Here is a 23494-nt window from a genome sequence, read left to right on the forward strand (position 1 = left end):
GCCTAATTTATTAATTTAACGTAAACCTCAAGCTAAAACCGAAATTACTGAAAGACGTATTAAAGGTTTGCGAGGTATAAGGTTTTGTGATATTAGAATCGTAAAATAACTTGATATTGAATTTCTGATTTAACACATAATCTACACTTGGCCTTAAGGTAATAATCTTCGAACCTGAAGATACTTCTGCTTCGGCTACATCAGCTCGATAGATCACTGTTTTACTGTCACGAATGGCCACATCCAATTTAAAATCCATATTGTTATCCATTTTGAGGCTTTTAAACCACCCGAACGGAAACCGGAATTTATTGGTGCGGTAGCCAAGGCCCAACACCATATTGTTATCTGATAATTGCGCCAACTGGCTATTTGATAGGCTAAGCCCCAACAAACGCGACCGGTTTAATTCGAAAGAAGCAGTGAGGTTATTTTTAAACCTGGTATCAACCCCAACCAACGGAGAAAAATATTCAGAAATGGTTACCTGAGCAAACTGATATTCGGGTAAAAAATTATTATTTACATCTCTGCTGCTAACCGCACCGTTCGTTTCCTGATAACGCAATAAGGTATTAAAGCCATTGATATTGTAGGTAGAACGATAGCCATGACGGATATCGACTGATGAAAATTTATCAGCAATAAAAGGAATACGGGTTAAACCGCCATAGGTAAGGCTCCAGTTTGGAAGCGGTATCTTAGGGAAAGCATTCATTTTTGTTTTACCTGCATCCTTGCCCGAATAAGCGGCCATAAAAGCAGAGATAATTACATCCTGGCTCTCCTTACTGTACCCATCTGCATAGCCTCCGCTGATACCAGCCGAATTTGGGTTTTCGGCTCCCAGCCTTCTGGAAATAATCATTCTATTGGCCATGAACTGATTAAATAGCCCAGAGATAATTGCAGAATTGCTTTCTTTAAATGCCGTACCCAAAGCGATGTATGATACACTATAATCGCCAGTGGTAATTGCGCTCAGATTTTCAAACGATGATACGCTGGCCACATACCTAAAATTAGTGCTGAAATTTCTGGTTTGTATTTTGTTGGCTTTCAAGGTAATCCGTAAATCTTTAACGGGTTCTACCAACCCGGTAAACTGAAAGTCTTCACGGAGTGTATTTACATATAACTGGTTCTGTAAGGTATCGTTTGTTAACCAGCCATTGCCCAGCGCCATCTCACGGATATCACGCTGACTACCAAAAACGAAACCCAAACCTGGTGCGCCGGTAGCCCTATCAAGGCCAAAAAACTGTGTTGTTGGCATATAACCTGGCAGAAAAATACCTTTTGTTTGCACAAAACTGGCATTCACATTTTTTAAACTGGTTAAAATATTAATAAAGAAGTTCTTTGCTTTGTTCCCATCTTCATTACCGGCACTCCTGATGAAGCCAAATTTGTTATACAGCGTAGTCAGGTTTAACGTTGGATTCACCTGAACAGTTCTGCTGTTCTGTATCGTGTTACCCAAATTTATATTCGGATCGCGCAAGGTAGAAAGCGGCTCTGTCTGCCAGTTAAAGTTGGTACCATAACGGGTTTTTACGGTCACCCAGTTTAATCCCGGTATTTTATCAATCGGTAAATTATAGGTTACGTTTAAATTGTGGTTATAATCGGTTGTGCGCCCTAAGCGTTTTAGGTTCTGCCAAACGGTATCACGTTTTATACCATCAATTCTTCCATCCGGTTCGTCGATAATCGAATAATTTGTGGCATTAAAATCCAACTGTAACGAACGCGTAAGGTTCCATGCAATGCCATAAACCCGGCTCATGGTAAAGTTTTTGTTGAATGTAGTTCCGTAGCCGTTCTGGTAAAGCCCAATGGTATTATTCGGATCATTGTTCCGCAAGGTATTTTCTGAATATAAACGGTCAACATCTATCCGGAAATTAATAGCACTGGGAAAAATGCTGAAATTGAAATCCTTTAATAAAGCCAGCATGTTCGATTTGATAATCTTTTCAAAAGGTGCTATTGTTTTGGCTTCTCTAGCATAACTGTATTGTAGCGAAGCCCTGTAGGTATTCTGAATGCTGTTTTGATTAATAAAATCGCGGTGATTGTATTGGGTATATGCATAACTTGCCGCAAAATTTTCAATATCCCAAAGTTGGGCAGGTTTACTGGTGTTGGTCCGTTCTTTCCTAACATTGGTAAAGTTAATGCCCCTTCTAACAGTATAATCCTGTGCGAAATTTAAAATCGAATCTTTTTGTTCTTTGGTAGATTGCGATAAAGCATTTTTGAGTTCGATATCTGGTGTTCTTGGATTGAACTGCGGGGTAGAAACCTGTTTAGAGTAATTCACAAACATCGGAATTTTCACACCCGATTTCTGAGGCAGGAACTTGCCCAGTTCTACCGCCGAAGAAACATCAAGCAATACATTGTCTGCACGGTTCCGCTCGCTCACTTTCGAATCAATAGTCCCAAAACCAATTGTAGATTTACTTCCTGAAATATTTACATCTGCAAAATCGGCCAACTTTAAGTTCAATCTTCCTGTCGCTGCCCAGCCGCCTCTTTCATCAAATTCAGTTAATCTTAATTCATTAAACCAAACCAGTGCACTTTTATCCAGGCCATCGTCATTTCGCTCATCATTGGCAGCACGGAGCGGATTTTTAACCCCCACCATGTATATCCTAACCTTGCTCATATCAGGTTGCCCCTTAACGATAATTGTTCTGGTTCCGTCAGTGTAGGTAAATGGCACATTTGTAGGCCATGGCTGGCCGTTAGCTTGTTTGGCAACGTTCCGGGCTAATTTTGCATTCTGGAAAAGCGTTAAGTTAATATCCATTCTATTGGCTTCAGGCCAAATGGCATCGGCATCTCTGGTACCTGGATTGGTAACCTTTAACGGAATTACATATTCATAATAATTGTCTTGATTATCGGTACCGATCCGCAAGAATGCCGCAACATCATTGTCATTTAAAACTTGGTTATTAACTGCTTCCGCATGAATAAACATTTCTAAATGTTTGTAAGACCGGAAATCGCTATAGGCTGTTTTAAACGCCGCTCTACCGTAACCATCTCTTAACGACTTTACAGTAACCGATAACGATTGCTCATTTAAACGTGTATCGCCACGATAATTGCTATAGTCGCGCTCCCGAAGAATACCTGGCGGTGTTACATATGGAATTGGTGACCGCTTTCCATTTTCTTCGATGTTTACCGTCGAAACTTCAATAGTAGAATTATCAGGAGTGAGTGCAGGTAAAGATGGATCTACTATTACTTGTGAAGCCTGGTTGGAAGCATTATACTCTCTCCACTCTCCGCGGATTAACTGCAACTTCGCAAAACGCATTACGGCAGTATCCGCAAAATTGGTCATAAACATTCTAAAGAAACGGATAGATTTAAAATCCTGAATACCACCTACCCGATCCTGGTACTGGCTGATTGGAATTCTGAATTGATACCATGAAACAGCCTGTGTATTTCCATTGGCCAGTTTTACCTGTGAGGTCACCTTATCTGTAATAAAATTCTGGCCCACATTTAAATCACCCGGACGCATCGAAACTTTGTACTGAAAATACTCGTCACTTTGCGTCATGTTATTATCCCGGTTGATGTCTTCCCCATCAGGCAACGAAGTAGAAGCGGAGTTTTCAAGCCCTAACTCTTCTTGCGACTGCTGAGAAGTTTTAGAGTTTCCTTCGGTTCCGTTATATTTTTCGTAACGTTTAAGAATACCTGCATTAATCTGATCCAGCGCCGGCCCCCTGAAATAAGTATAGTTATCAGACGATGGATCGGCATCGAGTGCTGCCGAAGCTGTTGCATTCAATTGTGATTTGATCTGAGTAATTGCCGCAGCAAATTTTACTTTTTCATCAGCATCTGATAATCCGTCCAAACCTACATCCTGAGCCCTACGCGAACCGGGATTGTTATCGAAAGCCTGCACAACGGGTTGCAGTTTCGGCACACGCCCCCAAACGGTTTCATCATATTTGCTCGGATCGTTTGTAGCAGGCAAACCATTTTCCAATGATTTTCTCCCATCTTTAAGAATATCTTCTGATATATTGCCCAGGTTGAAATAAATATCACCACCTGCAGAATTCGGTTTATAAATAAACGGATCCATCACCCAAAACTCAATAAAGCCAACATTTAAGGCTTCAAAATCATTGGTTTCGATCTTACGCTGAAAACCGCCCCAACTGTTTCTGGGTTGAAGCAAACTTCCATCTGGCCTAAAGTCAGTTGTACGGAAATTATATGGCCCTCTAACAGTTGGATAATAGGCCACATCTAAAGTGGTAATATTTAAAGCCTGCCCGGTTGCCGTTTCCTTAAATGGAAAAACTTCCTGCTCAATTACCTCTCTTACATAGTGATTGGAAAGTTCGTTCCGGTTGCCCCTGATATTGGCAGGAGTAGTAGAAGCTGCTGAATTATAAAAAGTTGGATCAATATTGTAAAAAGCGATCCTTGCCCGGTTATAACCATATGATAAATCGTTGGATTTATTAAACTCCGGGAAAAGCTGTGGTGTACCGGATAGCTGCCAGGCAATAGCACTCTTTAAATCGATTACCGATCTTGATGCTTCAAAATCATCTAAATAACTTACCCCGTTTTTACTGCCTGCAAAATTCAGTGCTCTTGGATGACCAGGAATGAGTTGCGCAAATTCACCATAAAATGTTACACTTGATGGTGCTTTGGTTGAAATGAACGGAAGCTTATCCACCAGTTTTGTTAAAAAGCGTGATGGTGAGCTATAGTTAATATCTGCTCCCCAAATGGTATTCGAAATGGGTTCTTCTCCAATATTTACCTTTTGGGTTAAAGGTTTTTCGGTCAGGTTCATGATCGTACCCCCAAGGTTTAGCTTATTGTTTACACGATAATCTAAACGGGTTCCGAAGAGCGACCTTTGCTGCAAACCAAAGGTTTCACTGTTTTCTGTGGTAATCCTGATCGGTTGGCCGGATACCAAAAGTGCCTGGTTGATGATGCTCACACGACCGCCTTGATAGTCAACTGTAAAATCTACCCCCTCCGTAAGTGGCATCGTACCTGCAAACACCTTTACTGATCCTTCCGGAACATTGATGGCATTTAAGCTGAATTCAGAAGAAATATCAGACTGGTAGCTTACCTTAATGGTATACCTGTTCTGGTTTTGAAATAGTTGCCTGGCAATGGTTTGCGTTGAATCATATAATGCGGTAAATGTATATTTGTTGATCAATGCCTGTTCGCTGGGTAAAAACTTTGCAGCCAGGTCTTTACCAAAAGGTTCGATCACGGGGAAAATAATCCTTCCATTTGCCGGATCGATAGTGATATATCCCGAATTGGTATTGGTAACCAACGAGGTTTGCCCATTGCTGCCCACACCGAACATACTGGCCTGGTTGGCATTGCTTGCCGTAGAATAAGATCCGAAAGCATTATTTGCCGCCACAAAATCGAAAACCCCATCAGGTTTCCGCTCGTTCTGCTGGTTCAGACGATCGAATTCAGTTAAGGCAATCCACTGTTTGTTAGCGGTATTCTGACCCTCGGTCATTACCGGATTATCTACCCCCGTTTCATTATCGATGCGATAAATATCCAGTTTAAAATTCTGACTGCTGATCTGGTACCCGCCGATAGAGTAAATATTTTTCATCATCAGGTCCCAGATTGGCAACTGGATCTTGGTCGTTTCGTTCTTAAGCAATTTAGCATAAAGCACCTTAGGGTTGGCCGCATCAAAAGGCACATCGGTAGAAAACTCACCTACCTGATACTCCACACCGTTATAGGTGTAGCGGTAGGCAACAGCCAAAACCTCATCGGCATTAAGCGGGTTGTTTAACGATAAATAACCTAACTGCGGCTGAAAGGTAAATTCACGGTCTGTCAACTTCCTGGCATAAACCAATTTGGCAAAGTTATCGGTATTGCTGCTGTTGGCTGGCGTTGTTTGGAAGAAAGAAAGGACGGCATTCGAATTTGTTTGCCTGATGGCCCCGCCCTGGTAAGCATCTAACTGCGAAATCAGGTTGTTTGATTGTTGTGGAAAACCCGTGGCGGTGGTTCCTGCCGGCAAGCCAGAAGTTCCCCCATTAATTAAAATATTGTTAAACGGGACATTTTCACCCAAATCCATTAAACCCAGTACATCCCTGGAGTCGTTTGTATTCCCTGCTTTATTGGTAATCCATACTTCAATTTTGGTAATCTGAATCGGGGAAGTAATAATGGGCGCATTGGCCAGGTTTCTGTTATAGTTATTCCTGAAATATTGCGACAGGAAATAGTGTTTATTCGCCTCGTAGCTGTCGATACTTACTGTAGTTGTATTTTGCTGTGCGCCATTGGTAATTTTAATCTCTCTTGATTGTGATTTTTGTTGTGTATAAACACTGGTTACATTCAAACGCCCGAATTTAAGTTGCGTTTTTATACCAAAAAGGGCCTGTGTACCGGTAATTAATGACGTATTTAAAGGCAAGCTTACGTTACCCGCTTCTATTTTTTGAATAATATCATCTACGCCGCCAGTATAATCCAATTTGATCTGATTTTCAAAATCAAACTGTGCTTCGGTATTGTAATTACTTTTAATTTTTAGTTTGTTACCAATATTTCCAACCAGGTCCATCTGTATCCTTTGGTTAAAATCGAAATTGGTTTGTACCCTTTGTCTTTCGTTAAAAAGAGGATTTTCATTTTTATTTATCCTGCCCAAAAAAGTAAGTTCGGCCTCTCCACGTGGTTGGATATCAATGGTTGTGCCACCGAAAAGTTTCTCAAAAGCTTTACTATTTACCTGAATTTTCGGAATAATACCGGTACTTCTGTAATCACTCACTTCGGCATTGGAAATGCTGCGCCAATTCCCCCTTTTTATTTCACTGTTTACCAGGCGCTGGTACTCATCAATAGTTAAATATTGCGTATTTAGAACAAAATTTTCACCGATTAGTTCCTTAATTATATAACGTTTATTTTTCGCATCGTATTCTACAACACGTTTTAAATTACTTGGAGATGGAAAAAATGGATTAACTGCCGGATTAAGTCCCAGTTGTTCTTTTTCCCGTAGGCTAAAATTATTTTTCGGCTTAATAGTATCCGCTTTGCTTGGAACAACCTGGGCGTAAGTAGTTTGAAAAGCAATTAGAAAAAGAGGAATGAGAAACAGAAATGTAGATATTCTCTTCAAAGGCGTTAAGGCTATAAAGTTTTCAAAGCTTGTTTAATTAGTTGCTCTACCGAAAGGCTTCCCTCTGTCACTTTTAATATCTGATCAATAGTTTTTTCGGCGGTTTGTTTGGCAAATCCGAGCATTACCAAAGCTGATAACGCTTCATCTTTAACAGTATTGTGTTGAGGCATAGAAATTAATGAATCTGCCCCTTCTTTTTTCAATTTATCCTGAAGTTCTAAAACCAGACGTTGTGCGGTTTTAGCGCCTAAACCTTTAATGCGTTGTATTAGTGGTAAATCCGCTTTAATAATTGCAGTTTGAATCTCTACGGGTGTGATGGATGACAAAATCATCCTGCCGGTGTTTGGACCAATACCCGATACCGAAATTAAATGTAAAAATAAACGGCGTTCGCCTTCATCAGCGAAGCCGTATAAGGTGTGGGCATCTTCTTTTACATGCAGCCAGGTATATAATTTGCACCTTTCCACATCGCCCAAAGCGCTGTAAGTATTTAATGAAATGTTGATATGATAGCCTATACCTCCGGCTTCAACCACAACATAAGCGGGGTTTTTAAAGGTCAATCTTCCATCAATATAGGCGTACATGCAATATTACTTTTTAGTTGTTTTCCCAAATATACCTTTTCGTTTCGATGTTGCAATTTCCTCTTTTGCTTGCACATCTACAACAGCTATAGTAACCATATTAACGATTTCGCGTACGGAACTACCTAATTGAACAATATGAACAGGTTTATTCAGTCCTAACAGGATCGGACCAACTGCTTCGGCTCCGCCGAGTTCTTGTAACAATTTGTATGCAATGTTTCCCGACTCCAGATTTGGGAACACTAGAGTGTTTGCCGGGGCATCGGCCAAAGTGCTAAACGGAAAATTATCTTGCAATAATTCGTTGTTGATGGCAAAGTTCCCCTGCATTTCTCCATCCACCACAATTTCGGGATGATTTTTATGAAGAAGACTTACGGTTTCCCTTACTTTATTTGGCGTTACCCCATCATTAGAACCAAAGTTTGAATATGATAATAAGGCAATGCGTGGTTTAATATTGAACTGTTTAACAGATTTATCAATCAATAAAGTAATATCTACTAATTCTTCTGCGGTCGGATCTACGTTTACAGTGGTATCGCCAAAAAAAACAGGACCTTTTTTGGTCATCATCATGTACATGCCCGCAACACGTTTAACACCTGGTTCAACACCGATTACCTGCAAGGCAGGTTTAATGGTAGCGCCGTAATTTTTGGTCAAACCCGAAATCATAGCATCAGCCTCACCAAATTCAACCATCGAAGCACCGTAATAGTTACGGTCTCGCAATAACTTTGTCGCATCGCGCATAGAAGAAACACCTTTACGCTGGCGTTTTTTGAAAAGTGCTTCGGCATATTGCTTGGTCTTTTCCGGATTCTGCATCTGATCGATGATCTCAACTCCCCCAAGCTCTAAAGCATGTTCATCAATAATGGCCTGTATTTTCTCTCGATTACCCAATAGGATAGGAATGGCAATATTCTCATCTTTTACAATCTGAGCAGCTTTTAAAATTTTATAATTATCAGCCTCTGCAAATACCACCCGTTTAGGATCCATTTTCGCTTTGGTTGTTACCGCTCTCATAATGGCATCATCCAAACCTAAACGTTTCCGTAGTTCTTCATTATACGCATCCCAATCGGTAATATTTTTTCTGGCTACACCACTTTCTATGGCAGCTTTTGCCACAGCAGTTGATACTTCGGTAATTAACCTGAAATCAACAGGTTTTGGAATGATATAATCGCGCCCGAACTTTAGGTTGCGTGCATTGTAGGCTAAGTTAACTGCTTCAGGAACTGATTTTTTGGCCAATTCGGCAATCGCCTTAACCGCAGCAATTTTCATGGCTTCATTAATACTGGTTGCCCGTACATCAAGCGCTCCACGGAAAATATAAGGAAAACCCAATACATTATTCACCTGATTCGGATAATCAGAACGGCCTGTAGCCATAATCAGATCTTTACGGGTTTTAATGGCCAGTTCATAGGCAATCTCAGGGTTTGGATTCGCCATGGCGAAAACAATTGGGTTTTTGGCCATACCCATTAACATGTCAGGGGAAATGACGTTCGCTGCCGAAAGTCCGATAAATACATCGGCCCCTTTCATGGCTTCGCCAATATTCGCGATATCCTTTCTGGTGGTAGCGAAGCTCATGCGGATATCATCCAGATCGGTACGGTGGATATCAATTAAGCCATTGATATCGAACATCACCAGGTTCTCTTTTTTAACGCCTAAGCTCAGGTACATTTTAGAGCAGGACACCGCAGCGGCACCCGCGCCACTTACCACAACCTTGATTTTATCTATCTTCTTCTTTTGGATTTCGCAGGCATTCAATAAGGCTGCACCAGAAATAATGGCCGTTCCATGTTGATCATCGTGCATTACCGGGATATTCATCTCCTGTTTTAAACGACGCTCGATCTCAAAACACTCTGGAGCCTTAATATCTTCCAGATTGATTCCGCCGAAAGTTGGCTCCAAAGCTTTAACGATTTTTACAAAATCATCTACATTTTCGGTATCCAGCTCCAGATCAAATACATCAATATCGGAGAATATTTTAAACAAAAGGCCTTTGCCTTCCATTACCGGCTTACCTGCTTCAGGGCCGATATTGCCCAGCCCCAAAACGGCTGTACCATTACTGATTACTGCAACTAAATTACCTTTAGCGGTATATTTATAAACATCCTCTGTATTGTTTGCTATCTTTAAACAAGGTTCTGCAACTCCTGGAGAGTATGCGAGGGTTAAATCCCTTTGCGATGTTGTTGGTTTAGTAGGTACTACTTGTATCTTGCCCGGACGGCCTTGCGAATGGTAATCCAACGCATCTTGCTTTCTATTCGTATTACTCATTAAGTAACTTATTAGTGACGGCGCAAAGGTACAATTCTTTTTATGAGGCTTAAAATAAAAAGCCGTTCAAAAAAAGTTAAATGAGATATGAAGCTAACAGGTGTTAACTTGAAAAACAGTTTAGCTGATGCCTCAGGTTCAATATTTTAAATTACCCTTTACTAATTTTCAGGATCATCCCAACTTGCAAGCCTGCTTTTAACAAATTATTATCTTTTCTGATACTTTGAACGGTTGCCCCGTCAAATTTTTCTGCAATTTCTGACAAGGTATCGCCTGTTTTTACTTTGTAACTTAAAAACGATGATGGCGCTTTTAATGGTTTACGGTTTTTGGCATAAATCTTCAATCTTTGTCCGGGCACCAGGGTTTTGCTTTTTAAGCCGTTCCAAACCCTCAAATCTTGTACTTCCACACCAAATTTATCAGCAATTGATGTTAAACTTTGTCCAGAAGTAACTTTATGGTAAACTACAGCTGATGTAGCTATACTTTTATTCTTTTGCTTTCTTACACTCCGAACATCATCAGTACTGGCTGCCACCACTTTCATATCAACATCTAATTCGTGGTTGTTCAGCACGTCGTAAATCCCTGCATAATCAATATCCCTTAACTTAGGCATTACAATACGCTTAGGTTCATCATCTGTGCCGTTAACGATTTTTTTCTTGTATGAGGGATTTAAAGCCATCATAGCCGACTCTTCTATATTAAGCACTTTGGCGAGGGTAGCCAAGGATACAAAACGGTTAGTCTGCACCGTATCGGTTTTCAGGAACATATTGGAAGCCTGTGCCGTAATCTGATGTTTATGGGAATAGTTCATCACATAAACCGCAGCAATAAAAGCCGGCACATAATTTCTGGTTTCCTTTGGCAAAAACTGCCTGATTACCCAAAAATCTCTCGATCCCGCCTTATCAATGGCGCGGTTCACATTTCCTTTTCCGCAATTATAGGCAGCAATGGCCAACAGCCAGTCGCCAAGCTCTTCAAAAGCATCTCTAAAATAGGCTGCCGCAGCATAACTCGCCTGTATCGGATCTTTGCGTTCATCTACAAAATTATCCATCTTCAGGCCATAGGCTTTGCCCGTGCCGAACATAAACTGCCAGATGCCTGTTGCGCCCACTCTCGAAATTGCATGCGGATTCATCTGCGATTCTACAATAGTGAGGTACTTTATTTCCTGCGGAATATTATAATCCTTTAAGGCTTTATCAAAAATCGGAAAGTAATAGCTCGATAAGCCGATCATTTTACCAAACATATCTTTACGCTTGGCATAAATATCAATATACTGCTGAACGTATTCGTTGTAAGGAAGGGGTACCGTTTTAGCGATAGAATCGAGCCTGAGTTTGTAAATAAAGTTCTGCCCCATACTCAATGGGTTTTCCGAAACAACCGGTACGGCTACGGTATCGGTATTGATAAAAATGTTGTTACGAATCTTTGGTAGGCTGTCCAGTTTGAGCGTTTGCTGCGCAGAAGAGGAAGAAACATATCCTAAACAAGCGCAAATTGAAGCAAAAAGTATTTTTTTAATCATGGGCTATTGGTTCAAATTTTTATTAACCATGGCTTGTGTTCCTACAATCCTTTTTACAAATTCACGCTTCTTTCCTCATATAGGAATTAAGCGAAACCTGCAAACCTTCCAGACGATGCCTGGAAACAGTTAATAAAATGTCACGCCATACTTAACTGTAATGCTTTTGCATTAAATTACTCGTATTTAAATGACAATAAAACTATGATAAAAATGCCTGAGAAAAAGCCAAAAGCTTATCTTCCTCAAAATGTCTGGCTGTAAATTGTATACTTAACGGTAAACCTGCTGTATTATTGCCTATTGGTAAAGCAATTGCCGGATTTCCACTTAAAGAAGGTAGTACGGTAAAAATATCGGCCATGTACATCACCAAAGCATCCTGCAGATGATCACCGATTTTGAAAGCTGCTGTTGGTGCCACAGGAGAAAGAATCAGATCGTAATCCTGAAACAAAACATCCATTTTTTCTCTGATCAACCGGCGAACCTGCTGTGCTTTCTGATAATAAGCATCATAATATCCTGCACTTAAAACAAAAGTACCTAAAAGGATACGACGTTTAACTTCTTCACCGAAGCCCTCGGCGCGGGATAATTTATAAAGTTCATTTAAGGATTTCGCTTCCATGTTACGGTGTCCGTAATGAACGCCATCATAACGGGAAAGATTTGAAGAAGCTTCGGCCGTTGTTAAGATGTAATAAGCCGGAACCAGATAATCCAACAGATCAAAAGAAACATACTCCACAGTATGCCCATCGGCCTTGAGCTGCTCAATTGATTTCAAAATAGCAGATTTGATTTCAGGGTCAAGCGCCTCGCTTTCAATAGTTTCTTTCAATACCGCTATCTTATGTTTTTTATGTTCATTCAACTGAACAGGATAATCAGGCACTATAAAAGGGGACGCGGTAGAATCGTACTCGTCTGCACCGGCTAAAACCTGTAAAAGTAAAGCTGCATCTTCTACTGAAGAAGTAATGGGGCCAACCTGATCGAAAGATGAAGCATAAGCAATTACCCCATATCTTGAAATACGACCGTAAGTAGGCTTAAGCCCTATCTGTCCGCAAAATGCAGCTGGTTGCCTTACTGATCCACCCGTATCGGTACCCAGGGCAGACAAACACATATCGGCCTGAACGGCCACTGCCGAGCCGCCTGAAGATCCACCCGGAACAAGCTCTGGATTTGCAGCATTTTTGACAGCCCCGAAATATGAGGTTTCGTTAGAACCGCCCATAGCGAATTCATCACAGTTTAAACGCCCTATAATAATGGCATCTTCCTGTAATAAACGTTGCACAACTGTAGAAGAATATGGAGATACAAAGCCTTCGAGCATTTTTGATGATGCCGTAACGATGTGACCTTCATAACAGATATTATCTTTAATACCAATTACCATCCCCGCAAGTTTACCTGCAGTGCCATTTTCTATTTTTTGCTGTACTGCTTTCGCTTGAACTTCAGCCGATAAAAAAAACACCTCATTAAATGCATTGAGGTGTTCATTATTTTCAATTTGCTTAAAATAATAAGCCAATAAATCGGGTAAAGTTAGTTGCTTTTGCGAAATGAGTGTTTGAATCTCTTTCAGAGAGCTGTATTTCTTCAAAACCAAAAATTATTGCAATTAAACAGTTTTATCACGGTTAGATGGATCCACCTGCTCTCCATCAACACCATCTTTACCATCTTTAAATTCTTTAACACCTTTACCTAAACCCCTCATCAGTTCAGGAATTTTTTTACCACCAAATAATAACAATACCACTACCGCAATAATGATAATTTCTGGTGTTCCAAGCATTGCTGCTATTGTTGTATTTAACATAACTTTTTGTTTAAACTTTTTCTTTGTCGGTTATAATTTTTTCGTCAGCAGGTTTAGTTGCTTCAGTATGCGTTGTATCTGGCGTTACCTTTTCATCAACGGATGCTTCTTCTGTTGGATGATGGCGCTGACTATGGTTTACCGCTGTTTCTTCTGCTTCTTCTTTATCGAGATCCATCGCATTGATATTTCTATGGATTTCACGTTTTACACCGTCAGAAGCATCTTTAAACTCCCTGATCCCTTTCCCTAGTCCTCTTGCCAGTTCGGGTAATTTTTTACCGCCAAACAACAATAGAACTACCACTAAAATGAGTACGATCTCCGATCCACCCATGTTTAAAAACTCTAATAACGTGCCTTGATACATCACTAATATAATTTATACAAATATAGACATTTTAAAAACTATTCTTTTATTTACTGATCCAGGCTTCCGGATTTAAAGCCGCCTGCCCCCTTCTGATCTGAAACTTCAGAACAGCATCATCACCGGTATTGGCAACAACCCCAATAGTTTGTTTAGTATCAACAGAATTACCGACACTCACACTTACCGATTTTAGGTTCTGGTATACTGTAAAATATTCACCATGGTTGATCAGCACAACTGTTCTACCCATTACTACCTGAACGGCGGCAACTTTACCTGCAAATACGGCCCTAACTGCTGCCCCGTCTGTTGTTGTAATGTCCACCCCATCGTTGGTATAACTTGCCTGATCTAACTTGTGCAGACCAAACCTTTCTGTTATTGTTCCTGTTGCTACAGGCCAAGGTAATCTTCCCCTGTTATTTTCAAAGCCTGCCGATAGCCTAGCCGTTTCCGGGGTTGCCGTTAACAATTCCCCTGTCGATTTGGCTTTAGCAGTTGGCGTAGTCGGAGTTGCCGGTACAGGTTTATTTTCTGCCTTGGCTTTAGCTGCCGCAATTCTTGCTTCTTCTGCCGCTTTTCTTCTTGCCTCTTCAGCCGCCTTTCTTCGCGCTTCTTCAATGGCCCGCTGAATTGCAGCGCTGATGGCCCTGTCTATCTGCGCCTGCTGTTTTTTGCGGCTGTTAATATCCTGTCTAAACTGCTTTTCGTCTTTGCTCAGCTTATTTAACTGAACGGATTGTTTACTTTTATCTTTACTTAAACGTTCACGCTCTCTTTCCTGTTCTTTCAAAAGATCACTTTTTTCTCGAAGTGTTTTATCCAACACCTTAATCTTTCCGTTCAGATCTTGCTTTGTACTTTCAATATATCCAGCCTGTTTTTTACGGTATTGACTGAATTGCTGTAAATATTTTATCCGTTTGTATGCCTGGTTAAAATCCTTCGCTGCAAAAATGAACATCATTTTATCGTACGAATTCCTATTTCGCTGCGCAAAACGGATCATGCCTGCATATTCTTTTTTAAGATCACCTAACTGACCCTGCAAAGTATGTACGGTATTTGTGTTCTGAGAGATTTGGTTATCCAGATTTTTTATTTCAGAGTTAATGGTACCAATTTTATCCTGGCGCAACCTAATCTGGGCATTTATGGTGTTAATCTGCTGTATGGTAAGCTTTTTACCATTAGCAGTTTTATTCAAATTCTTTTGAAGCTGTTCGATTTCGCGTTGTATAGCTTCTTTTTTCCTTCTGAGCTGGCTTTCAGTTTGTGCAACCGCCGAAAAAGTTAACACACTTAAAAAAAGGATAAGTAGGAGTTTTTGTAGCTTCATTAAGCCAAAAGTATAAAAATTTTATAGGAAAAAGTATTAAAATTGAGATACTAAAGTCATAATCACCTATTACAGAACCATCTTCACTTAATCTTCATCACATGCCAAGTTTGCCGGATCATTACCAATATCCACCTGCAATTATTATTATTTCACAACTGTAAATCTCTTTGGTACATTAAACGGAAAATCAACCGGAACATTGCCATCAATTTTTACGTATTGAAGATCGATACTGATGGTTTTCGCTTTGGATAGCGTTTTGATCTTTAGCGCACCAGGAAATAAAAATTCGTTTAATTTTTGATAATCAGTATAAGTAACTTTTAAAGCCTGACCATTGTTAGCATCATTTAAATTGGTTTCAGCCACTTTAAAAAGTGTGTTAAAAAGTAGTCTGTAATCTAACCCTGATTTACTTCCAGAAACCACCCAAACACCATTTTCCTGTTTAACATCCGATTCAGCAGTTAAAAACTCACCCATGGCATTACCAGTTAAAATGGATTGCAGCGTATTAAAATTAACCTGTTTGTTGGTAAAATTGTAAATATAACTAAATGGTTTCTTGAGGTACTCGTTTTTCATCCGGTTCATGATCTTGATGCTATCAGGCGTAATTAAAGCCCGTGCCACCTCTGCCATTCCACCTAATGCCGTGATGCTTACCCAAATGGTTTCCTTGTCTTTCATTTTAAAGTTCATGGTTACATCATTTGCATCCCCGGCAATATCCAGAGTTGCTTTTGCTTTAAGCGAAAGGGTATTAAATTTAAGTTGTTTGCTATTTAACAGCGCTAAGGCCTCTGCTTTAGAATTATCTGTTTTAGTTTCGGTTTTGGTAGGAGGAGCTACCACAATTTCTTTTTTAGGTTTACATGCCGAAACAAAAATCACCGCTCCCAACAGGAATACACTATTTAAAATATTTCTTTTCATTTATCTTTTTCATTAATACTTCCGATCCGTTTCCGGCCTCTTTTGCTTTTTGCCATTGGATTAACGCAGCATCCTTTTCACCTTTCAGGAAAAGTATATCTCCATATCGCTCCAGGTAAACACCATTTTTACTGCTATTGTTTTGTAAAGCCTTTTCGATCCATGTTTTTGCCAGATCGTATTTTTGCTGTTTAAACAAAATGAAGGCATAAGTATCCACAATTGAGGGATTATTCGGCATAGCATGTGCCGCTTTTTCGGCATATTCAGCCGCCTTTGTTAAGTCGTCATTTCTTAATGCCAAATAATAGGCATAATTATTCATGATGAGATAATTATCAGGCTCTATTGCAATGGCTTTATCGAAGGCGGTTTTAGCCTGCCCGAAATTATTTTGATTGATGTACACATCACCCTGAAGGGCATAAATTTGCGCTTGCAGGCTTTTGTTTTCTACATCTAACTGTGCAGAGGTTTTCAAATTGTTTTGGGCAGCCTCATATTTACCGGTTTTAAATTGGGCATAAGCCATATAATAATATAAACTGGCTTGGTTGGGATAAATACTTAATGCCTCATCGCCCACTTTTATGGCTTCATCATAGTGCCCAAGCAATGTTTGGATATTAATCACCTGTTCCCATACCACATAAACCTGTTCGTTAAGTTTCAAAGCAGCCTGATATTGGACCAATGCTTCTTTTAAATTGTTTTGCTGATAAAGTACGTCGCCATAAAGTGCCAATGCTTTTGCTTCAGCCGGGTTTTTCTCTGCAACCAGCTTACTCAATTCAGTTACATTTTTAGCAACAACAGGCTGGTTTAGCCTAGGGAAAAGTGCGGCAATAATCTTTACCTTTTCTGTAAGTGGCATTTCATTGCTTTGGAAAGCCAGTTTTAAGGATAAGAAGGCTGCTTCATCATTTTTCTGTCTATGGTAGATATCGGCCAGAGCCAGGTTTACTTCAAAATTATCCGGCTCCAGTTGCTGTGCTTTGATCAATACCTTTAATGCTTCCGGATCGTTCCCCTTTTGTAAAAGTAAACCTGCAGCGTATAAATAGTTCTTTACATCGGCCTGATTACCTTCCAACAACTTCACAATATCACTTTCAGTAGCATTGCCATTAGATTGCAGCCGCTTTCTGGCATTTGCCAAATCCCTTGAATCGCCAAATTTAAATTCAATTTCCTCGTAAGTCTTTTTGGCAGCATCCAGCTGATTAGCTAAAAACTGGGCATTGGCCTTATCAAAATAATAGGCATCGTTATCAGGATCAAGATGGATCAACTGGTTAAACACCCTGATCAGTTCAGGCATATTATTGCTGCGTTTATAAACTTCTCCAAGTAAACGCCAGTACCATAAATTGCCAGCGTTTATTTTAATGGCCTGTTTGATGTGCTTTTCAGCTTCCAAAAGCTTATCTAAACGCAGGTCTGCATTGGCCAGTTCGAAATAAGCAGCATGGTTATTAGGATCTAACCCCACAATTTTATTGAAATTGGTAGCGGCTAGAAGATAATTTTCAGACATTTTCTCCCGAAGACCCGCAAAGAACAACTGCTTTACCATATTGCTATCGCGATTGGTAGCAGGCGTAACGGTCCCCTGCCCAAAAGCCTGGAACCCGGCCAAAGTAGCCCCAATAAGAACATGCAATTTATACTTCATATCACCCAAAAATTAACTCCGAACTCCAAACTCCGAACTCCAAACTCCAAACTCCAAACTCCAAACTATCTCCCCGTATGTCCGTAACCGCCTTCTCCGCGAGCCGTTTCGCCCAGTTCTGTAACCGGCTGCCAGTTCACGGTTTCGTGTTTGGCCACTATCATCTGGGCAATCCTTTCGCCGTTAACAATTTTAAAATCCGTATCTGATAAATTTACCAATAAAACTTTTATTTCGCCCCGGTAATCGGCATCTATTGTACCAGGTGAATTTACAATACTGATGCCATGTTTATAGGCCAGCCCACTTCTTGGTCTGATCTGTGCTTCGTAACCAACCGGTAACTCGATAAACAAACCTGTTGGCACTAACAGACGCTGTAAGGGCTTAAGTATTGTGTCCTCTTTGATAGCTGCCCTTAAATCCATTCCTGCTGCATGTGCAGTTTCATATTTCGGTAGCGGATGTGCTGATGTATTGATGATTTTTATTTCCATTTTACTAGATATGAGATTGGAGATGCCAGATATGAAATGACCATCTGCCAATTATTTCTTTAACATCTTCATTAATTCATTTTTCTCAAAGTAAGCAATACCTGCTACAAAAGCAATCAGCATTACATTACCAATATAAATGTTTCTGTTAAATACAAAAAATGAGCAGAATACAATTATCGTTGAAACAATTAAATAAGATAAAATCTTTTTAAGGTTATAAGGGATTGGATAATATTTCTGCCCGAGAATATAAGATAAGACCATCATTACAAAATAAGCCAGCATACTTACCCATGCAGACCCCATATAACTAAAACGTGGAATTAAAATAATATTGAGCACGATGGTAATTACCGCTCCGGCGACAGAAATATAGAGCCCAAAACGAGTTTGATCAGATAGTCGGTACCAGATAGAGAGATTCATATAAATACCCAGGCAAACGTAACCCAATAACAAATACGGTACTGCCGGTAAACCTACCCAATACTCTTGTTTTCGGATGAAAAATTTCAGCAGTTCGATATTGGCAATAATGGCAATAAAAAGAACGGATAGGGCAATTACGAAATATTTCAAAATCGTAGCATAGGTATCCCTTGCATTTTTCTCTTTTGCATGGCTAAAGAAAAACGGTTCGGCCCCCAGTCTGAACGCTGTGATAAAAATACTTAAGAATATTGCTATTTTACACACTGCCCCATAAATCCCAACCTCTCCATCGGCTATTTCAGGTGGCAATAGTTTTTGAAGCACTATTTTATCCAAATTCTCATTTACGATGAATGACAGATTTGCTACTAAAATTGGCCAGCTGTAAGAAAACATATTTCTGAAAAGCTTACTGTCAAAACGTAATTGCAATTTCATAAATTCGGGCAGCAAATAAATCAGGGTTGCAACAGAGGCAATAAGGTTAGCTACAAAAACATAACCGATCCATTGATGCCTATACCATGAAGCAAACCATTCTGCACCTGCCCAATTGTGTTTTATAATGGTTGGAATAAGGTAAATGAATATAAGGTTGAAACCAACAAAGCAGCCAATATTTAAAAATTTGGCAACACTGTATTTAAATGGCCTACCATCTGCCCGTAATTTCGCAAAAGGGATTACGCAAATGGCATCAATAAAAAGTATCCATAAAAAAAAACTTACATACTGTTTATAATCGGCAATTTCGGTTGCTTTTGTTGCCAGGTAACCAGCAATTGAAGCGGAAAAAACTAAGCCTGTAATTAAAAAAAGTGATGAAATAAAAGCAATGCAAAGAAATGAATTGTTATATACCTGCTGCTTTTTATCTTCAAATTTATTTAAATACCTAAAGTAGGTACTTTCCATACCAAAGGCCAAAACTGCATTGATTAACGATGCATTGGCGTACATATTGGTAAAAATACCATAAACACCTTTTTGATAAACACCGGTATAGATAGGTGTGAGGATAAAATTAAACAGTCTGGAAAAAACGGTACTGATACCGTAAACCATGGTTTGCCCAAGAAACTTTTTATATACAGACATTTAGTATCTAAATAAAAGTATCAGGTATCAAGATTATACACCGATAGCGAACTTGATACAAAATACTTTTTACTTTTTAAAGATTTCAAAATTACGATAGTTTTTTACTTCGCCATTGCTTACCTCCACATTTTCTACACGCGATCGGTCAGGCCCTTCATGGCACCAGTTTACAAATTCTTCCAGAAAAATGTCTTCGCCTTCTGCTTCGATATAAACAGATCCGTCTTTTTCGTTCCTTACAAAACCATTTACCATCATCTGGTTGGCAATCATTTTAGTGGTTTCTCTAAAACCAACGCCCTGCACTTTACCTGTTACTTTTATATTGAGGTGTTTCATTTTTTGTTGTAAAGTTGAAATATAGCTGTAAAGGTAAATGAATTATCATAATTCTTTAGCAACTGCTAACAACCGCATCTACCTGATTAACGATAATTATCAGGCGGAATCATTTTTTAAATTGACCATATCTTTTAAAACTACCAACCTGGAGCATAAAATACGAAACCAATTGTTTCTATATAGTCGGGTTTCAGCCTTAGGAATTAAAAAGTGGGAGAAATAACCATTACCTAAAATTATAATTAGACTGGTTATCATTAACACTATTTTTTCCAGAATAGGTTAACATTTAGGTAATTTGAATTTTAAAAGGGAGACAATAATGAGTGTACATATAGGATTGATGATCTGGAAGGAAATGAAGACCAAAGAGATTCCTATTTCCATATTTGCAAAAAAAATGTCTATTAGCAAGATCAGGGCTCAGGAAATCATTAACAGTCCTACGTTAGATGTTTCTTTACTTGCCAATGTGAGTGAGGTGCTTGGGTACAATTTTTTTAGTTATTACGAGAAAGGCAAGGCATTTTCCGAGTTTAGCAAAAAAGAAACACAGGCATCAGCAGAAGAAATTAAAAGATTAAAAAGCCTGCTCACTGAAAAGAACAAAACGATCGAACTTAAAGATAAAATCATTCAAAACCTCTCACACACGGTTTCTTTGCTCGAAAAAGTCCAGTACCGTTAATCTGGGATAACAAATTACTTTGGCTCCATCCTGTTTTAAGACAAGCCTCACATTGCAAAACATGTTAATCTAACTGTCCCATTCATTTTGCTGCTGTGCAAGCTTTACCGTATTTATTTTAAATTCCTGCCATATTTCTTCCAGGATAAGCCTCGCAGGTTTGATGTCTTTTAACATTGCCGAAACCTGGCCGATTTCGAGTTCGCCATTTTCTATATCACCTTCAAACATTCCCAGTTTTGCCCTGGCATGACCCAAAAGTTCCGCCAGTTCGTTCCGGCTTGCGCCTTCTGCTTCAGCATTGGCGACAGCTTCGGCAAATTTATTCTTCAATAACCTTACCGGAACCAGCTTTTTCATCGCTAATTTAGTATCTCCTTCAGTAGCAGCAATAATTTTATATTTAAATGATTTGTGAGCAGACGATTCTTCGGCTACTGCAAAAGCCGAACCGATCTGAACGGCATCAGCACCTAATGCAAATGCAGCCAGCATGGCTTTCCCACTTCCAATGCCACCAGCAGCGATGACCGGAATTTTAACCTGCTCTTTAATCATCGGGATTAAACACATGGTCGTGGTTTCTTCTCTTCCATTATGTCCTCCCGCCTCAAAACCTTCGGCAACAATGGCATCGACACCAGCATCCTGAGCTTTTATGGCAAATTTGGTATTCGCAATGACATGGACAACGGTTATACCTTTTTCTTTCAAAAAACTGGTCCATGTTGCAGGATTACCAGCGGAAGAAAATACAATTTTTACCTGCTCCTCGATCACTACATTTATAATTTCCTGAATATTAGGATAAAGCAATGGAATATTAACACCAAACGGCTGATGAGTAGCTAATTTACATTTTTGGATATGCGATCTTAAAACTTCAGGATACATCGAACCTGCCCCAATAATGCCCAGGCCACCGGCATTCGAAACCGCTGAAGCCAGTTTCCAGCCGCTACACCAAACCATTCCGGCCTGAATAATAGGATATTTGATATTGAATAGTTTACAGATTGGGTTCATAGGTAAATTATAATGATGGGCGAATTACTGAGTATTAATTTATGCTGAAAGAATTCTATATCATTCTAAATTAAGAAAATAGTGGCCTTTGCCTAAAATTCTTTTTTCAAGAATCACCATCTCTGTTAATCGTATTAAAAAGATTGAAATAGAGATTTTGTACATTAAAAATTTTTGTTTTTTAATGTACAAGGATCAAGTAACCTCAAAATACGGGCGAAATAAGTTTATACTTTAAAAAACAATTTTTTAAGGTTATTAGAAAATGAATAATTCTTAAATCAATCGCTCAACCCGGACACTCTCAATTGTAAAATCAGCCGACAGTTGGATTAAATTCAATCCCGGCTTTTTGCCAGCTTCTATTGTTCCCATTTGCTGATCAAGTTCCAAAAATTCTGCTCCGTTTATAGTTGCCCAGTTTAACAGCTTTTCAAAAGGAACCTGTTTGTATTTCTGCAACGTCAGCATTTCTGACAGGATATTAAGATGGTTGTTGCTGGCCAAACTATCTGTTCCCAAAGTGATTTTTAATCCTTCATCCATTAACAGGTCAACATCAGGCAAAGCATTTTCGATATATAAGTTGGCTTGCGGACAAAGGCACCAATATAAATCGGGATTGCTTCGTTTAGCAAATTCAATATCTGCCCTATTCGTAACCGTATTATGTACGAGTAAGGTTTTTTGTTTTTTAATATAAGGCAGCCAGGTTTTTAATGAAGTTTTATTTGTTGGGTCAAAAAAGGAGAGATCCATTCCCAAAAATTCATAAAGCTTTAAAAATCCACCTGTTTTACTTTCAAAAAAAGCATTTTCATCATCGGTTTCCTGATTGTGTACACTGATAAAAGCATTTTCTTTTTCAGCCTCCTGCCTGATTAATTCAAATAGTTGAGGTGAAACGGTGTAAGGTGCGTGCGGAACTATAGTTGAAGGCAATGGGTTAAAATCATGCTTAACTTCCCTTAAATGATCCATTATCACAACTGCACGCTCAGGGTTAAAACCTAAGGCCTCTATAAAAGTATGATAATAAATCTTGCTTGTTTCTTTTACCTTTTTAGAAGAAATCTGGTTGGAAATATCGCCGACAGCGACAATTCCATTGTCAAACATCTGTTGATCGGCTTTTTGCATGGCTAAATCGATCAGGTCGGCATTGCCCTGTCTCCTCTTAATAACATGCTGTACAAATTCTACCAAGCCCGTTTGTTCAGGGATTCGATTCAACATATGCGATAGCTCTAAATGACAATGGGTATTAATAAAGCCTGGAACGATTGCCCCTTTATACTTCGTAAGGTCCAAATCGAGACTTGCGTAATCTTCTTCGGCAAGCACCTCTTTTATGTCGCCATCAGGATTTATTGCTACCACTCCGTTTTTAATTGGCGGGGAAGAAACAGGAAAGACCCAATCAGCTGAAAAATATTTTAACATACCGCAAAATAATGTAATAATCGGGGCAAATAAAATATTTTCCGCCCTGCTTTAATATGGTAATGAAGTTAATTTGAACTGTTATTCTAAGAATAGCGGAATTAGGAAAG

The 23494-nt window shown here is 39.4% G+C and carries 16 protein-coding genes; 1 reads left to right on the forward strand and 15 read right to left on the reverse strand.

Features of this window, described 5'->3' with window-relative positions:
* Positions 1-10: 10 nt before the first annotated feature.
* The 13 genes from sprA to ACK1I8_RS16725 form a co-directional block, all read right to left on the reverse strand.
* Positions 11-7207 carry a cell surface protein SprA gene (gene sprA, locus ACK1I8_RS16665; protein ID WP_412466429.1) on the reverse strand — a complete coding sequence of 2399 codons (7197 nt, stop codon included), beginning with the start codon at positions 7205-7207 and terminating at the stop codon, positions 11-13.
* Between the two features lie 11 nt (positions 7208-7218).
* On the reverse strand, positions 7219-7803 hold the full coding sequence (gene ruvA, locus ACK1I8_RS16670) for a Holliday junction branch migration protein RuvA (protein WP_412466430.1): 585 nt from the start codon (positions 7801-7803) through the stop codon (positions 7219-7221).
* A gap of 6 nt (positions 7804-7809) precedes the next feature.
* Positions 7810-10131, reverse strand: coding sequence for an NADP-dependent malic enzyme (locus ACK1I8_RS16675; RefSeq protein WP_412466431.1), 2322 nt, complete (start codon positions 10129-10131; stop codon positions 7810-7812).
* A gap of 151 nt (positions 10132-10282) precedes the next feature.
* A complete protein-coding gene (locus tag ACK1I8_RS16680; RefSeq protein ID WP_412466432.1) occupies positions 10283-11686 on the reverse strand; it encodes a transglycosylase SLT domain-containing protein in 1404 nt (467 codons plus the stop codon).
* 202 nt (positions 11687-11888) lie between these two features.
* On the reverse strand, positions 11889-13307 hold the full coding sequence (gatA, locus tag ACK1I8_RS16685) for an Asp-tRNA(Asn)/Glu-tRNA(Gln) amidotransferase subunit GatA (RefSeq protein ID WP_412466433.1): 1419 nt from the start codon (positions 13305-13307) through the stop codon (positions 11889-11891).
* 18 nt (positions 13308-13325) lie between these two features.
* Positions 13326-13526, reverse strand: a complete 201-nt coding sequence (locus ACK1I8_RS16690) for a twin-arginine translocase TatA/TatE family subunit (protein ID WP_029287719.1) — start codon at positions 13524-13526, stop codon at positions 13326-13328.
* A gap of 10 nt (positions 13527-13536) precedes the next feature.
* Complete coding sequence (locus tag ACK1I8_RS16695; RefSeq protein ID WP_412469386.1) at positions 13537-13896, reverse strand: twin-arginine translocase TatA/TatE family subunit; 360 nt, start codon at positions 13894-13896, stop codon at positions 13537-13539.
* Between the two features lie 46 nt (positions 13897-13942).
* Positions 13943-15238, reverse strand: a complete 1296-nt coding sequence (locus ACK1I8_RS16700; RefSeq protein ID WP_412466434.1) for a murein hydrolase activator EnvC family protein — start codon at positions 15236-15238, stop codon at positions 13943-13945.
* Between the two features lie 147 nt (positions 15239-15385).
* Positions 15386-16177 (reverse strand): DUF4292 domain-containing protein, encoded by a 792-nt coding sequence (locus ACK1I8_RS16705; protein ID WP_412466435.1) that lies wholly within the window; start codon positions 16175-16177, stop codon positions 15386-15388.
* Positions 16155-17852 (reverse strand): tetratricopeptide repeat protein, encoded by a 1698-nt coding sequence (locus ACK1I8_RS16710; protein WP_412466436.1) that lies wholly within the window; start codon positions 17850-17852, stop codon positions 16155-16157. Before ACK1I8_RS16710 ends, ACK1I8_RS16705 begins: the two co-directional genes overlap by 23 nt.
* A 65-nt stretch (positions 17853-17917) precedes the next feature.
* Positions 17918-18349: a dUTP diphosphatase gene (gene dut / locus ACK1I8_RS16715; RefSeq protein ID WP_412466437.1), complete on the reverse strand. Its 432-nt coding sequence runs from the start codon at positions 18347-18349 to the stop codon at positions 17918-17920.
* Positions 18350-18400: 51 nt separating this feature from the next.
* Positions 18401-19882 carry a polysaccharide biosynthesis C-terminal domain-containing protein gene (locus ACK1I8_RS16720; protein WP_412466438.1) on the reverse strand — a complete coding sequence of 494 codons (1482 nt, stop codon included), beginning with the start codon at positions 19880-19882 and terminating at the stop codon, positions 18401-18403.
* A 69-nt stretch (positions 19883-19951) separates the two neighbouring features.
* The gene (locus ACK1I8_RS16725) at positions 19952-20224 is read right to left on the reverse strand and encodes an acylphosphatase (RefSeq protein ID WP_412466439.1); all 273 of its coding nucleotides are present in this window, start codon (positions 20222-20224) and stop codon (positions 19952-19954) included.
* A gap of 325 nt (positions 20225-20549) precedes the next feature.
* Here ACK1I8_RS16725 and ACK1I8_RS16730 point away from each other — a divergent pair, with 325 nt between their 5' ends.
* Positions 20550-20915 carry a hypothetical protein gene (locus ACK1I8_RS16730; RefSeq protein WP_412466440.1) on the forward strand — a complete coding sequence of 122 codons (366 nt, stop codon included), beginning with the start codon at positions 20550-20552 and terminating at the stop codon, positions 20913-20915.
* Between the two features lie 69 nt (positions 20916-20984).
* On the opposite strand, the gene ACK1I8_RS16735 is transcribed toward ACK1I8_RS16730, so the two are convergent.
* Both ACK1I8_RS16735 and ACK1I8_RS16740 read right to left on the reverse strand, forming a co-directional pair.
* On the reverse strand, positions 20985-21941 hold the full coding sequence (locus tag ACK1I8_RS16735; protein ID WP_412466441.1) for an NAD(P)H-dependent flavin oxidoreductase: 957 nt from the start codon (positions 21939-21941) through the stop codon (positions 20985-20987).
* Positions 21942-22217: 276 nt separating this feature from the next.
* Positions 22218-23384: an amidohydrolase family protein gene (locus ACK1I8_RS16740; RefSeq protein WP_412466442.1), complete on the reverse strand. Its 1167-nt coding sequence runs from the start codon at positions 23382-23384 to the stop codon at positions 22218-22220.
* Positions 23385-23494 lie beyond the last annotated feature (110 nt).

Origin of the sequence: Pedobacter sp. KLB.chiD (assembly GCF_047040275.1) — a bacterium.
GTDB lineage: Bacteria > Bacteroidota > Bacteroidia > Sphingobacteriales > Sphingobacteriaceae > Pedobacter.